Annotated in this window: 12 protein-coding genes and 1 pseudogene; 8 read left to right on the forward strand and 5 right to left on the reverse strand. The window is 66.7% G+C overall.

All coding sequences use genetic code 11. From position 1 onward, the window contains the following. Positions 1–145: 145 nt before the first annotated feature. Positions 146–1,027 carry a universal stress protein gene (locus Q7V45_RS03835; protein ID WP_304847246.1) on the reverse strand — a complete coding sequence of 294 codons (882 nt, stop codon included), beginning with the start codon at positions 1,025–1,027 and terminating at the stop codon, positions 146–148. A 445-nt stretch (positions 1,028–1,472) separates the two neighbouring features. Here Q7V45_RS03835 and Q7V45_RS03840 point away from each other — a divergent pair, with 445 nt between their 5' ends. The 6 genes from Q7V45_RS03840 to cydC are packed head-to-tail and all read left to right on the forward strand — an operon-like array spanning position 1,473 to position 7,929. Beyond that, a complete protein-coding gene (locus Q7V45_RS03840) occupies positions 1,473–3,059 on the forward strand; it encodes a cytochrome ubiquinol oxidase subunit I (RefSeq protein WP_304847277.1) in 1,587 nt (528 codons plus the stop codon). Between the two features lie 12 nt (positions 3,060–3,071). Continuing rightward, entirely contained in the window at positions 3,072–4,205 is a 1,134-nt protein-coding gene (gene cydB / locus Q7V45_RS03845) for a cytochrome d ubiquinol oxidase subunit II (protein ID WP_304847249.1), read from the forward strand. A gap of 12 nt (positions 4,206–4,217) precedes the next feature. Further along, positions 4,218–4,469, forward strand: coding sequence for a CydX/CbdX family cytochrome bd oxidase small subunit (locus Q7V45_RS03850; RefSeq protein ID WP_304847252.1), 252 nt, complete (start codon positions 4,218–4,220; stop codon positions 4,467–4,469). 18 nt (positions 4,470–4,487) lie between these two features. Beyond that, on the forward strand, positions 4,488–5,024 hold the full coding sequence (locus tag Q7V45_RS03855; protein WP_304847255.1) for a hypothetical protein: 537 nt from the start codon (positions 4,488–4,490) through the stop codon (positions 5,022–5,024). Continuing rightward, entirely contained in the window at positions 4,919–6,253 is a 1,335-nt protein-coding gene (gene cydD / locus Q7V45_RS03860; protein ID WP_304847279.1) for a thiol reductant ABC exporter subunit CydD, read from the forward strand. The genes Q7V45_RS03855 and cydD overlap by 106 nt, the downstream gene beginning before the upstream one ends. A gap of 5 nt (positions 6,254–6,258) precedes the next feature. After that, positions 6,259–7,929 (forward strand): thiol reductant ABC exporter subunit CydC, encoded by a 1,671-nt coding sequence (gene cydC / locus Q7V45_RS03865; protein ID WP_304847258.1) that lies wholly within the window; start codon positions 6,259–6,261, stop codon positions 7,927–7,929. Positions 7,930–8,055: 126 nt separating this feature from the next. Here the strand turns inward: cydC and Q7V45_RS03870 are convergent. The 3 genes and pseudogenes from Q7V45_RS03870 to Q7V45_RS03880 all read right to left on the reverse strand — a co-directional run. Next, positions 8,056–8,333 (reverse strand): annotated as a pseudogene (locus tag Q7V45_RS03870) (transposase); the annotation flags it as partial. A gap of 176 nt (positions 8,334–8,509) precedes the next feature. Further along, positions 8,510–9,742 (reverse strand): acyl-CoA dehydrogenase family protein, encoded by a 1,233-nt coding sequence (locus Q7V45_RS03875; RefSeq protein WP_304847261.1) that lies wholly within the window; start codon positions 9,740–9,742, stop codon positions 8,510–8,512. 11 nt (positions 9,743–9,753) lie between these two features. After that, positions 9,754–10,890, reverse strand: a complete 1,137-nt coding sequence (locus Q7V45_RS03880; RefSeq protein WP_304847264.1) for an acyl-CoA dehydrogenase family protein — start codon at positions 10,888–10,890, stop codon at positions 9,754–9,756. A 12-nt stretch (positions 10,891–10,902) separates the two neighbouring features. Here Q7V45_RS03880 and Q7V45_RS03885 point away from each other — a divergent pair, with 12 nt between their 5' ends. Next, a complete protein-coding gene (locus tag Q7V45_RS03885; protein WP_304847268.1) occupies positions 10,903–11,175 on the forward strand; it encodes a hypothetical protein in 273 nt (90 codons plus the stop codon). Here Q7V45_RS03885 and Q7V45_RS03890 read toward each other — a convergent pair. Further along, the gene (locus Q7V45_RS03890) at positions 11,169–12,413 is read right to left on the reverse strand and encodes an aminotransferase class V-fold PLP-dependent enzyme (RefSeq protein WP_304847271.1); all 1,245 of its coding nucleotides are present in this window, start codon (positions 12,411–12,413) and stop codon (positions 11,169–11,171) included. The two genes, Q7V45_RS03885 and Q7V45_RS03890, sit on opposite strands and share 7 nt — an antisense overlap. Before the next feature lie 141 nt (positions 12,414–12,554). Here Q7V45_RS03890 and Q7V45_RS03895 point away from each other — a divergent pair, with 141 nt between their 5' ends. Then, the gene (locus tag Q7V45_RS03895; protein ID WP_304847274.1) at positions 12,555–13,262 is read left to right on the forward strand and encodes a DUF4198 domain-containing protein; all 708 of its coding nucleotides are present in this window, start codon (positions 12,555–12,557) and stop codon (positions 13,260–13,262) included. The last annotated feature ends 283 nt before the right edge of the window (positions 13,263–13,545 follow it).

The raw sequence follows: 13,545 nt of genomic DNA on the forward strand, positions 1-13,545 counted from the left end.
TTGCGGCGAGACCGCTTTGATGTGAATCAGAGCGGAAGGGCTGATGGTCCGATGCCGGGCGCCGAGACCTGGTCGACTTGGGGACCAATCATGCGCCTGACCGGCGGGACGCGGTCCGAAATCGCCACCGACGCTCGACGACGCCTCAGGGCTCCCGCGGTGCCGCGTCGCCAGCAAGGGGCGGGACGGTTAGCACGTCGATCTTCGAGTCTCGCAGAACGTCCTCGGTGACGCTCCCGAGCAAGACCCGGCCGACGCCCGATCTGCCATGGGTTCCGAGCACGATGAGGTCGGCGCGCCACTTGAGCGAGCCGTCCCGAATTGTCGTTGCCGCCGAGTGCTCGATGGGGGCAACGAGACGCCGTGCCGGCGCGAAGCGAATGTTGTGAAGGAACTGTTCCAGCTCAGCGCCGGCCCGGTCCTCTTCCTCTGCGATCTGGTGCTTGATCTCGGACGTCGTCATCGAGGCGCTCAGCATCAAGCTCCTGGGCGGGGCATCGAAGGCGTGTAGAATTCCGACTTCGCGGCCTTCCAGCAAACCGAGTTTTCGGATCGCCTGGACGGCCTGGGCGGAGCACTCCGAGAAATCGGTCGCGATGAGGATGCGCTCGTACGGCTTGGCGGGAACGGCATTGGCCATGATTACGGGGCGCCTGCTCTGCCTGATCGTCCGCTCCACGGTCGTTCCGACGAATACCTCACGCAGAATTTGCCGCCGATGCGGTCCCATGACGACAAGATCGGCATCGAAGGTCTCGGCGGCGTCGCCGATCGCTCGGAAGGGATCACCGAGCGCCAGATGGGTCTCGCAGGCCAGCCCGTCGTTCTTCCGCAGCGTGGTAGCCAGATCGTGCAGTATCGCAGCGGCTTCGCGCTGCTCCGACTGCACGAGGCTGCGGGGCTGATCATCGTCGATGACGTGAACGAGAATCAACTCGGCCGCCTTCTCGCGCGCCAGCAGCGCGGCCCGCCGAAGCGCCCGATCGGAGCGCGTCGAGAAATCGGTGGCTACGAGAAGTCGCTTCATTCGTGGCACGCTCCCGGTGATCGACATACTCCGGTGAAGGCGGTAACGCCTGTCGCTCCAATCTCAAGGATAGCGGGCGAGGCCTGATGTGTCTTGATCTCGCTCAACGGCTTTCGAGATCGTCCGCTGTCGCGATGGCCGAGTAAATGGGCAGCTGTTGGATTGTCGTCGGTTGCCCGCGATGACAGTGGGCTAAACACGCTCCAAGCAACCCCCAGGATCAGCGACTCGCTTTCCTCCTCCGGCTACGATGGGCTTTTCTCATGAGCCTGCGAGGCGGCAGGCTGAAGAAGCAAGCAGACCGGCAGGCTGCTTCGATGGCTACAGGCTGACTTCCCGATGGTGATTGATCAGGGTCAAAGATCCATGCGCCCGAACGTGGTACCTTGGCCTGTGTTAGATAGAATTCCCCAGGCGTTCGAAGGCGGGGAGTGGGGGCGTGTCGATGGTGAATGATCTCGTCGTGGATTTGTCGCGCGCGCAGTTCGCCGCCACGGCCCTCTACCATTTCCTGTTCGTGCCGCTGACGCTCGGCCTCACCGTGCTGCTGGCGGTGATGGAGACCATCTACGTCACCACGGGCCGCGAGATCTACAAGCAGATGGCCCAGTTCTGGACCCGCCTGCTGCTGATCAATTTCGCCTTGGGCGTCGCCACTGGCCTCACCATGGAGTTCCAGTTCGGCACCAACTGGTCCTTCTATTCGAGCTTCGTCGGCGACACGTTCGGCGCGCCGCTCGCGATCGAGGGCCTGATGGCCTTCTTCCTGGAATCCACCTTCATCGGGTTGATGGTGTTCGGCTGGGACAAGATGTCCAAGGCCCAGCATCTCATCGTGACCTACGCCGTGGCCCTTGGATCGAACTTCTCGGCGCTGTGGATCCTGGTGGCCAACAGCTTCATGCAGCACCCGCAGGGCGCCGAGTTCAATCCCATCACCATGCGCATGGAGCTGCAGAACTTCGGTGCGCTGTTCTTCAACCCCGACGCCCAGTCCAAGTTCGTGCACACCGTGCTCGCGGGCTACGTGACGGCGGCCGTCTTCGTCTGCGGCATCAGCGCCTGGTACATGCTGAAGAACCGCCATCTCGATCTCGCCCGCCGCTCCTTCCGCATCGCGGCGGTGTTCGGCATGCTGGGCGGCGCCGGCGTGATCACGCTGGGCGATGCGCTGGGCTATGTCGGGGCCAAGGTCCAGCCGACCAAGCTCGCCGCCATGGAGGCTCTGTGGACCTCGGAGAAGGCGCCGATGGCCTTCAACGCCATCGCCTTCCCGAACCAGGCCGAGCAGAAGAACTACTTCACGGTCCAGATTCCCGCGATGCTGTCGATCCTGGTCACGCATTCTCTCGACGGCGTGGTGCCGGCGATCGACCAGCTCCAGGTCGAGGCGCAGGAGCGCATCCGCAACGGCATCCCGGCCGTCCAGGCAATGGAGCGGCTGAGCGCCAATCCGCGCGATGAGGCGGCACTCGCCCAGTTCAAGGCACATGGCAAGGACGTGGGCTACGGGTTCCTGGTGCTGCGCTACGCCCCTCAGGGAGATCTCTCCAAGATCACCGACGCCGACATCGCCCGCGCCGCGCGCGACACAATCCCGAACGTCGCGATCGTCTTCTGGTCGTTCCGCATCATGGTGGCCTTCGGCCTCCTGATGCTGGCCTACCTCGTGCTGGCGACGCTGATGACGCTTTCCAACCAGATCGAGCGCCAACGCTGGTTCCAGTGGGCGGCCGTGTTGATGGTGCCGGTGCCGTTCCTCGCCTGCGAGTTCGGATGGCTGGTTGCCGAGGTCGGACGCCAGCCCTGGACCGTCAACGAGATGCTGCCGACCTGGCTTTCGGCGTCGACCCACAGCGTCGCCTACATGGTGTTCTCGCTGTCGGGCTTCATCCTGCTCTATACCGCCTTCGCGATCGTCGAGATCTACCTGATGCTCCTGTTCATCCGGAAGGGACCGGAAGAACCCGGCGCCGGTCACGCCGCGGCCGCAGGCCTTCCGTCGGCCGGCCGCAAACTCGCGGCGCAGTGAGGGAGACGCGTCATGGAAACCTACATGATTCTCCTGGTCGTCTGGTGGGTCCTGCTCGGCGTGCTGCTGACGGGCATCGGCGCCATGGTCGGCATGGACATGGGCGTCGGCACTCTCCTGCGCTATGTCGGACGCACCGACTCGGAGCGGCGCGTTGCGCTCAACGTGATCGGTCCGCACTGGGACGGCAACCAGGTGTGGTTCATCCTGGGCGGCGGCGCGATCTTCGCGGCTTGGCCGCTGGTCTACGCGACGGCCTTCTCCGGCTTCTACATCGTCATGCTGGTATTGCTGTGGAGCATGATCCTGCGTCCACTGGGCTTCGAGTACCGCAGCAAGCTGGCCTCGCCTGCCTGGCGCGGCGTCTGGGACGCCGCGTTGTTCGTCAGCGGCCTTGTCCCGATGGTGGTGTTTGGCGCGGCGATCGGCAATGTGCTGCAGGGCGTGCCGTTCCATTTCGACTGGCGCCTGACGTCCTTCTACACCGGCAGCTTCCTGTGGTTGTTCAATCCCTTCGCCATCCTGTGCGGGCTGATGTCGGTCGCGCTCGCGGTCTACATGGGCGGCTCCTGCCTCGCCAACGGTGCGGACGACCCGATCGGCAGCCGCGCCCGGCGTGCCGCGATCGCCGGCGGTCTTGCGGCGCTCGTGATCTTTACCGTCGCGGGCTTCTGGGTCTCCGCCATGGAGGGCTTCAAATTGGTGGCGGGCCCTGATCCCGGCGTGCCGCAGACGCCGCTGCACCAGCAGGTGGCGCGGGTGCCTGGCGGCCTGCTGGCGAACTACGCCGCGCATCCTGCGCTATGGGTGCTGCCGGCGCTGGTCTATGCCGGGCTTCTGCTGGGGGCGCTGGCCCATGCGATCCGGCGGCCGATCCTCGCCTGGTGGTTGGGGGCCCTGGCGTGGATCGGCGTGATCGGCACGGTCGGCGCCGCCATGTTCCCCTTCATCATGCCGTCGTCCAGCAATCCCTCGCACAGCCTCACGGTCTGGAATTCCGGCTCGAGCCTCGTGACGCTGACCTGGATGGTGGGCTTCGTCGTGATCTTCATGCCGATCATCGTCTGGTACACGAGCTGGGCCTTCTGGGTGATGCGCGGCAAGGTCAGCGTGAAGCACGTCGAGACCTCGGACCACGCCTACTAAGGGGGATCGGACATGTTCCTGCGCTACATCATCGCCATGGCGCTCGCGGCGCTTGCCATCCTGTTCGGCATCATCCTCGGCGACTACGGACCCTGGTACCTGTCGTGGTTCCTCGGCACGGGCTTCATGGTGCTGGTCGCCGTCTCGGCCGGCGTGCTGTTCGAGGCGCAGGAGGATGCGGCCCGGGCGGCGCGCGATCCCGGCGAATCGCTGGACGTTTCCAGCGCCGTCGACGCGCCGTCGCCCACGCGTCCCGTTCGCTGACCTGACGATTCGTCGTCCATGACCGAAATCCAGGCGGACGCGCCTGGCCGTCGTCGCGCTGGTGTCGAGCGCTGGCTGCGTGCCGAGATCGCCGAAGCCGCGAACAGCGGCGTGCGGCGCGCGATCGTGCTCGGCGCCCTCGCGGCGGCCCTCGCCGTGCCCCAGGCCTGGCTGCTGGCTCACGCCATCGCCCCGGTCGTCATGGAGAAGGCATCCGTCTCGTCGGCGCTTCCCTGGCTGTTGCCGGTGCTACCGCTGCTCCTGCTGCGCTTCTTCCTCGCCACCGCTTCCGGTCGCGCAGCGCTCGTGGCCGCCGGCCGCGTCAAGGCGCGCATCCGGTCGGCGCTGCTGCGCCATCTGGCGTCGCTTGGACCTGCAACGAACGCAGGCCGCAGCACCGGTGAGGCCGCGACATCGTGCTCGAAGGTGTCGATGCGCTCGACGCCTACGTGTCGCGCTTCCTCGCCCATCTCGGCGTGCTCGTCGTCCTGCCGCCGCTCGTGCTGGTCGTCGTCCTGCCGCGTGACTGGATTTCCGGCCTCGTGCTGCTGGTGACGGCGCCGGTCATTCCGCTGTTCATGATCCTGCTGGGGCTCGGTGCGGAGAAGCTGAACCGCCGGCAGTGGCTGCGCCTGCTGCGCCTGTCCGGCCGGCTGCTCGACGGGCTGCAGCGGCTGACGACCTTGCGCCTGCTGAACGCCGGCGATCGCGAAGCCGAGCGTCTCGCGGAAGCGGCCGAGGATTATCGCAAGAGTACGATGGCGGTGCTGCGGGTCGCCTTCCTGTCGACCTTGGCGCTGGAGTTCTTCGCGACCGTGGGCATCGCGCTGGTCGCCGTGCTGATCGGCTTCCGCCTGCTCGACGGCGCGCTGGGCTTCGAAGCCGCGTTCTTCGTCCTGCTGCTTGCGCCCGAGTTCTACGCCCCGCTGCGTCAGCTCGGCCTCGATTATCACGCGCGCATGGAAGCGCTGGCCGCGGCCGAGCGCATCCTCGACCTGCACGCCGAACCACCAGGGCCGGCCGGCGAGGAGCGGCCCGTTCTCGGCGCAGATATCACGATCGAGTGCGAAAGCGTGAGCTTCGCCTGGGAGCCGGACCGGCCTGCCCTCCGGGACTTCTCCCTGCGTCTCGTGCCGGGCGAGATCGTGGCCCTGGTCGGGCCGAGCGGCGCGGGCAAGAGTACGCTGCTGTCGCTGCTGCTGGGGTTGCTGCGCCCGCAATCGGGTCGGGTTCTCGCGAACGGCCACGACCTCGCCACCCTCGATCCCGCGCACTGGCTCGGCCATGTCGCGGTCGTGCCGCAGCGGCCGCACATGTTCGAAGGCAGCGTGCTCGACAACATAAGACTGGCAGACCCGGACGCCGGCCTCGACCGCGTGCGGGCGGCGGCTGGGCTGGCCGCTGCCGACGGGTTCATCGCGGCGCTGCCCCGTGGCTACGACACGGCGCTTGGCGAACATGGCGAGACGCTGTCGGGCGGCCAGGTCCAGCGGCTGGCGCTGGCACGGGCCTTCCTCAAGGAGAAGGCCGGTGTGCTGCTTCTCGACGAGGGTACGGCTGGGCTCGACCGCGGCACGGAAGCTTCGGTGGCCGACGCCATCCGTCGTCTCGCGGCGGGACGCGCCACACTGATCGTCACGCATCGCCTCGCTACCGTGCGTCTTGCCGACCGCGTCGTGTTCCTGGAGGAAGGACGCATCGTGGAGCAGGGGCCGCGTGCCGCGCTCGAGGCGGACGATGGACGCTTCGCCCGCCTCCTCAGCGACGCGGGGCTCGCCCCATGAGGGACATGGCTGTCGCTCGTCGCCTGCTCGGGCTCGCCCGGCCGTGGCGCGGCTGGATGGGGCTGGCGGTCCTCGTCGCCTGCGCCACGGTGCTGGCGAGCGTGGCCCTGATGGGCATCGCCGGCTGGTTCATCGCCGCCATGGGAATCGCCGGCGTCACCACCGGCATGATGAACTACTTCCTGCCGGCGGTGGGCATCCGCTTCTTCGCCATCGTCCGCACCGGCGGCCGCTATGGCGAGCGGCTGCTGAGTCACGAGGCCACCTTCCGACTCCTGGCCGGCCTGCGCCTCTGGTTGTTCCGGAGGCTCATTCCCCTGTCGCCGGGCCAGCTCCAGTCGCGGCGCGGCGGCGACCTCGCAGGCAGCCTGCAGGCCGATGTCGACACGCTTCAGCACGCCTATCTGCGCCTCGCCTCGCCGATTGCCGTGGCGCTGATGTGCGGCGTCGCGATCGTGCTGGTCGTCGCCGCCCTGCATCCGCCGACGGCGCTGGCGCTCGCCGTGCTGCTGATCGTCGCCGGGGGCATCGTGCCGACATGGGCGCGCCGCGCCGCAGCCGCGCCCGGCGCGGAAGCCGTCGCTTCGCGTGCGGCGCTACGCGTGGCCACGGTCGATCTTCTTCAGGGCCTGACGGATCTCCGGGCGGCGGGCGCCGTCGAGCGCCAGCTTGCCGCGATCGACGGGCTGGGCGAGCGCCTGGTCGACAGTCAGTGCCGCGCCTCGACCGCGGGGGTGGTGGCGGAGGCGGCGGTCGGCCTTTCGGCCGGTCTGGCCCTGTGGTGCGCCGCGTTGCTGGCCTCGGCGAGTGTCGCCGTAGGAGGTCTTCTGCCCGAGGTCGCGCCCGCTCTCGTTCCGGCGCTCGCGCTTGCGGCGCTGGCGGCGTTCGAAGCCGTGGCGCCGCTGCCGGCGGCCATGGAGCGGTGGGGCGAGGTGAGGGCTGCGGCCCGCCGCATCTTCGATCTCGCCGATCGCACGCCTGCCATCGTGGCGGGTCCCGACCTGTCGCCCACGCCGCAGGACGCCAGCGTCGTCTTCTCGTCGGTGCGATTGCGCTACGCGCCCGGGTCGCCGCCTGCCCTGGACGGGCTCGATCTCGCGATTCCCGATGGCCGGCATCTCGCCATTCTCGGACCCAGCGGAGCCGGCAAGAGTTCGCTCGGCCGGCTGCTGGTGCGCTTCTGGGACTATGAAGGGGAGATCCGGTTGGGTGGGCACGATCTGCGCCGCTATCGCCCGGAGGACCTGCGTCGCCTCGTCGGCATCGCCACGCAGGACGCGCAGCTCTTCAACGGCTCGGTCCGCGACAATCTCCTGATGGCGGCGCCCGAGGCCGACGCGACTGCTCTGGAGAAAGTCCTCGATGTCGTGCAGCTCGCCGAGTTCGTACGCGGCCTGCCCGACGGGCTCGACACATGGATCGGCGAGGCGGGCGCGCGCCGGTCCGCCGGCCAGGCGCGCCGGCTCGTCCTGGCGCGCGCGCTCCTTCGCGATCCCCGTATCCTGATCCTCGACGAGCCGACCGAGAATCTCGACGCCGGCACCGCGCGCTTGCTCATCGCCTCGCTGCGAGCCGCCACGGAGGGACGCACCGTCATCCTGATCACCCACGATCCGCGCGCGGCCGCCCAGTTCACGGACCAGATCGTTCACATGGAAAGTGGGCGCATTTCCTAGTCCGGATGTCTCACGCAGTTGAGTGGTTTTGGTGGCTTCGAGGATGGCGCGTCGTTGCCGTTGATGAGGCAGGTCTGAAGCGCTGTGGGGGGTAGTCTGGGCGAGTTCGGTCATCCGCGCCGAAGCGGAGTTGGCGAGCTTTGTCGCCTTGAGGCCGATACGGCGCAGCCCTTCGAGCAGCACATAGGCCATTGAGGCGAACCACAGGCGCAACTGGTGGCGCGCATCGTCGCGGTCGAGGTGCGGTCCCTTCGGCTTCGCTCAGGGCAGGTGGCGAAGAGGTCGAGCTGGCATTCCTTGATGCGGTTCTCCATCTCGCCACGGGCGCGGTAGAGGGCCTCGTAGAGGGTGCGGGCGTCAGCGCGCTGCCGGCCGAGCGAGGTCACGACGAAGCGGGGATTGGCCTCGCCCTGGGTGTGCAGTCTGTTCGCATCGGAGCTCTTCCTGGGACAGAGTTAAGTCGTTGCCGCACGACAACTCTCAAAGCCCGTGCTCCGATGCACCTAATCTCCGTGAGATATCCGGGCCGGGCCCAGGCGATCCCGACCACTCGAAAGCGGCCCACCCTTCTGCGCGGTGGTCATTTCGAGCCGACCGGGATCGCCTTGAAGGGCATGCCCTTGTCGGCGCGCAGGTCGGGAGGCAGGCCGAGCACGCGTTCGCCGATCGTGTTGCGCAGGATCTCGTCGGTGCCGCCGGCGATCCGAAATGCCGGCGAGTCGAGGAAGGACTCCTCGAAGATGCCCTCGAGCGGCATGTCGGCGCCCATCTCGGCACCTGCGGCGCCCAGCAACTCCAGCCCGTACGATGCCGCGTCCTGGATCATGGTCGCCGCCACCAGCTTGCCAATCGAGGCCTCCGGCCCTGGTGCCTCACCGCGGGCCAGCGAGGTCATGATGCGGTAGCGGGTGAAGCGCAAACCTTGCGCCTTGACGTAAAAGTCGGCGAGCCGGTCCTGCACCCCGCCATCCTCGAACGCGGGCCGGCCGTTCAACTCGAGCTGGCGGGTCAGCGAGAAGAGTTCTTTGAACGATGGGCCAAAATCGTCGTCGAGCGAGTAACGCTCGCCCATCAGCAGACTCATGGCGACTTTCCAGCCGCCGTCGACCGGACCGAGCCGCTGGCTGTCAGGAATGCGGGCGTCCTTGAAGAAGACTTCGTTGAAGTGCGAGGCGCCTGACATTTGCTTGATCTGCCGAATCTCGACACCCGGTGTCTTGGTGCTGAGGTAAAAGAACGTCAACCCTTCGTGCTTGGGCTTATCGAAGTCGCTGCGCGCGATGAGCACACCCCAGTCGGCTTCGTGCGCGAGGGACGTCCAGATCTTCTGGCCGTTGATCACCCATTCGTCGCCGTCGCGTGTCGCGCGCGTTCGCAGCGAACCGAGATCGGAACCGCCAGAAGGCTCGGAATAGAACTGACACCATACTTCCTCGCCGCGCAGGGCCGGCGGCGCGAAGCGATCCCGCTGTTCCTGCGTGCCCCACCGGCAGATCGTCGGCATGCAGATATTGAGCTGCAGGCCGATGGCATTGACGGTCGTGTCGTACTTCGCCTCTTCCTGGTCGTAGATCATCTGCTGGACGGGCGTGCCAGCCTGCCCGTGCCATTCCTTGGGCCACGTGATTCCGGCAAAGCCGGCGTCGAATTTCTTGCGCTGAAAGGCCTTGGCCTGCGGCACCACATCGGGACCATCCTCGCCTCGACGGTAGCCTCGCACGTGACCGGGATGGCGCCTCGGGAGAGTTGCGTCCAGGAACCGCCGGCACTTGGCGCGGTACTCTGCTTCGTCGAATGAATCGGTGAAGTCCATGATGCCGTTCCCTATGCCGCGTAGTCGGTCGGGGTGGCCGCGCTCTCGCGGGCCCACAGCGCACCGAGGAGCTTGCGCTTCCATTCACGCGCGCTGCCGAGCGCGAGCGCTTGGAGCCGGGCCCGGCGGTAGTAGAGATGGCAATCCATCTCCCAGGTGAAGCCCATACCGCCGTGGGTCTGGATGTTCTCGCGCGTGGCGGTCCAGCCCGCATCGCAACTGGCGATGCGGCTGGCAGCCGCCGCCACCGCCAACTCACTCGATTCGCTCTCGAGAGCCCACGCGGCCCAGTAGCAATTGGACCGCGCTAGCTCGGTGGCGATATAGACCTCCACCAGCTTGTGCTTGATCGCCTGAAAGGAGCCGATGGGCCGACCGAAGGCGTAGCGGCTCTTTGCGTAGTCGCGCGCCATCTCCAGCGCCGCCGTCGCGACGCCGAGCTGCTCGAAGGCCATCATGACCGCCGCACGGTCGATCAGGCTCTGGAAGGCAGTGGCGCCATTCGCTTGCGGCAATGGTTCCGCTGGTACCCCTTCGAAACGGATCGTGGCGTGGCCGCGGGATGGATCGACCGTCGGACGAACCATTTTTGATACGGCAGCATCGCCAAGATCGACAATGCAGAGGCTGGGCGCTTCCTCCAGGCTGCGCACGGCGACAATCGCGAAATCGGCAACGTCGCCGTCGGGAACGACCAACTTCGTTCCCGTCAGACGGCCGTCGAGGAAGCGGGTATCGAACGACGCTGGATTCAACGGGCCAGCCTTTTCGACGAACGCCAGTGTGCCGACGGCCTGTCCTGTCGCGAGGCGTGGAAGATAGCTCTTCTTTTGCTCCTCGGTGCCATAGAGCAGCAGCGCTTCGGTAGCCATGTAGACCGACGAAGCGTAAGGCACTGGCGCGATCACCCGGCCCATCTCCTCGGCCAGCACGCAGACGGCGAGATGGCCGAGGCCCAGTCCGCCATACGCTTCAGGGATGGCTGCCGACAGCCATCCCATCTCGCCGATCTCCCGCCATAGGACCCTGTCGACCTTGTCGGCGCGCTCGAGCGCCTTGCGTGTTGCGGCGGGCGGACAACGCTCCACAAGGAACTCGCGCGCGGTGTCGCGAAGCTGCTTGAATTCATCGGGAAAGTCGAAGTTCAAGGAATCATTCCTGTGAGGTTCGAGGAGATTTCAGGTGCCTGCTACCGCTCGATCTCCTTGGCAACTCGATGCCACCGCTCGACGGATGGGCAGGCCGACAATGGGATCATCGCCGACGGGCGCGATGCTTTCCAGCGTGATGTAGCGGGCGCGCTGGACAGCCCATTCATCGTTCTGTTCGAGCAGGATGGCGCCGACCCCGCAACCAGCTCGAAAAGCCGCCGACCCTTAAGCCAACTGTCGGCGGCTTTTTGTTGTCTCGAGCACTGCGCCGCTCGTCAGTAGGTCGACCCGGCGTGACCGGACCGGGCCCCGCTTTTTCGGACCTGGTCGACAGCCCAGGCGAGATCGGCCAGGTATTCGTCCACCATGCGTTCGTGGCTGGGGTTCAGGTGCATATGGATGCCGGGCGGTTCGACCTGGCGGCCGATCAGCCAACCACGGGTGCCCATGGCATCCGATACCGCACCAATGTCGAGCGCCGGATCGGCCGAACGGGTGACGAAGATCGAGAGCTCGCTGGGCTCCAGAACGGCCAGGCCTGGAATACGGCCGATGCCGTCGGTCAGCGCCTTCTTGGTGTCCATGATCATCCGGGCACAGCGCAAGTAGCCCGCGTCGCCCAGATGCTGGAGTGTCGCCCACGCGGCGGCGACCGCGCCGCCGGGCCGCGTGCCCTGCATCGTCCAGGCGATGTAGGGGCCGCGTTCCCACTCGCGGAAATCGAAAGTCTGGTACTTCTCCTTCAGTTCTTTCGAGCGCAGCAGCATGAGCGAGGCGCCCTTGGCGGCCATGCCGTGTTTGTGCAGGTCGGCCGAGAGGCTCATCACGCCCGGCACGGAAAGGTCCCAGTCGGGGAGCGCGTGGCCCAATCGCTTGACATAAGGCGACAGGAAGCCGCCGACGCAGGCATCGACATGCAACCAGAGGCCGCGCGATAGCGCGAGTTCCCCGAGTTCGCGGATCGGGTCGAACACGCCGAACGGGTAGCAGGGCGCCGACCCCACGAGGCCGATCGTGTTGTCGTCGATCCTCGATGCCATGGCGCCAATGTCGGCCTTGAAGTCGTTGCGCGTCGTGGGGACCCGGCGCACATCGATGCCGAGCGCGTGGCCGGCGCGGCTGAAGGCCGGGTGGGCGGTCCGCGGGACGACGAAATTGGGCTCGCGGATGCCTTTGGTTTCGCGGGCCCAGTCGCGCGCCGTCTGGACCGCGAGAAAGATGCTTTCCGAGCCGCCCGACGTGAAGGTGCCGGCCGCGTCGTCCGGTGCATTCAGCAGCGCCAGACCGAAGTCGACGACGTCGGACTCGAGCTTCGCCAGGGACGGGAAGGCGCGTTTGCCGAGGCTGTTCTCGGTCCAGAAGGCGGCATAGGCCCGTTTCTGAACATCGGCGAGTTCGTCATCGAGGTAGTAGTAGTAGACAGCCATGCGGGCATCCCGCCACGAGACATCGTCCTTCTTGGCGTCGTTCAGCAGCGCCTCGATCTCGCGCCAGGCGAGCCCTTCTTTCGGCAGTTCCATGTCGCCTCCCCGCTTCGTCGGATCAGTCGCCCGACGATTTGTTCCGCCTATAGCCCGGCGCCAGGTGAAGTGCCAGAAGGAGATGCGACTGGTAATTGATCGCATCTCTGCTAGATGTATCGTCGGAGGAAACGTCGACCCATGCGCATTGTCCTCGCCGCCCTGCTGTGGCTCTCGTTCGCGGGCGCCGCGTCGTCCCATGCGCTGTGGCTCGAGCCCGGCGAGGGGGGCTACCAGCTCTATTTCGGCGAGTTCGGCGAGAACCTGCGCGAGGGCTCGCCCGGCCTGCTCGACCGCTTCGAGCCGATGCCGGCCGCCAAGGCCTTCGGCGCGTCGGGCGACGTGGCGCTGAAGGCCGAGAAGAAGCCGACCTCCTTCCAGTTCTCGGGCGTGCCCGAAGGCACCGGCAGCGTGGTGGCCGAGCAGGCGCGGGTTACCGAGCGCAAGCCGGTCGACAAGGCCATCCGAACGCTCGACCGGTACTCGGCGCGCTACATAGCCGACTTCGGCGAGCGCAAGCCGCTGATCCCGCTCGACATCGTGCCGGCCGGCAAGCCGGGCAGTTTCAAGGTCTTCTATGATGGCAAGCCCCTGCCCGGGGCCAGGGCCGAGATCGTGACCGAGTTCGGCTGGACCAGGGAGCTGAAGACCGACGAGGCCGGCGCCTTCGAGGTCGCGCTGCCGTGGAAGGGCACCTATGCGATCGAGGTGTCGCTGGCGGACAACACGCCGGGCACGCACGGCACCGCGCCCTATGACGGGATGCGGTTCGTCACGACGCTCACCTTCAGAGTTCCGGACGGACTCGCGGCACCCGCGCGTCCGCCCACCGTGACACCGAAGCGCTGATCTTCGGTCAACAATTCATACTCCTCGCCCCCAATAGGGGGAGAGGTTGGGTGAGGGGGTGACGCACCACCTGTAACCCCCTCACCTAGCCTCTCCCCCTATCGGGCTATCGCATTCACACATCGTAGTTGCGTCGAGTAAGGCGGTTCGATTCTCTGTCCGAAGCACAGCGGGCGGAGAATTGGATGTCGGGGATCGAGTACGGTCTGGGCGGTTTCGGCGACCGGCGGCTGCAAAAAGGGGGGCCTTGTTGCATGCGGCGTTGGTGCTGCGGCCCGGGTCG

Source organism: Reyranella sp., from assembly GCF_030651995.1.
In the GTDB taxonomy this organism is placed as follows: domain Bacteria; phylum Pseudomonadota; class Alphaproteobacteria; order Reyranellales; family Reyranellaceae; genus Reyranella.

What these genes read in the sequence shown, in the direction of transcription:
- Q7V45_RS03835 (WP_304847246.1), bottom strand. Translation starts at nt 1,027, where the DNA reads ATGAAGCGACTTCTCGTAGCCACCGATTTCTCGACGCGCTCCGATCGG.
- Q7V45_RS03840 (WP_304847277.1), top strand. Translation starts at nt 1,473, where the DNA reads ATGGTGAATGATCTCGTCGTGGATTTGTCGCGCGCGCAGTTCGCCGCC.
- cydB (WP_304847249.1), top strand. Translation starts at nt 3,072, where the DNA reads ATGGAAACCTACATGATTCTCCTGGTCGTCTGGTGGGTCCTGCTCGGC.
- Q7V45_RS03850 (WP_304847252.1), top strand. Translation starts at nt 4,218, where the DNA reads ATGTTCCTGCGCTACATCATCGCCATGGCGCTCGCGGCGCTTGCCATC.
- Q7V45_RS03855 (WP_304847255.1), top strand. Translation starts at nt 4,488, where the DNA reads ATGACCGAAATCCAGGCGGACGCGCCTGGCCGTCGTCGCGCTGGTGTC.
- cydC (WP_304847258.1), top strand. Translation starts at nt 6,259, where the DNA reads ATGGCTGTCGCTCGTCGCCTGCTCGGGCTCGCCCGGCCGTGGCGCGGC.
- Q7V45_RS03875 (WP_304847261.1), bottom strand. Translation starts at nt 9,742, where the DNA reads ATGGACTTCACCGATTCATTCGACGAAGCAGAGTACCGCGCCAAGTGC.
- Q7V45_RS03890 (WP_304847271.1), bottom strand. Translation starts at nt 12,413, where the DNA reads ATGGAACTGCCGAAAGAAGGGCTCGCCTGGCGCGAGATCGAGGCGCTG.
- Q7V45_RS03895 (WP_304847274.1), top strand. Translation starts at nt 12,555, where the DNA reads ATGCGCATTGTCCTCGCCGCCCTGCTGTGGCTCTCGTTCGCGGGCGCC.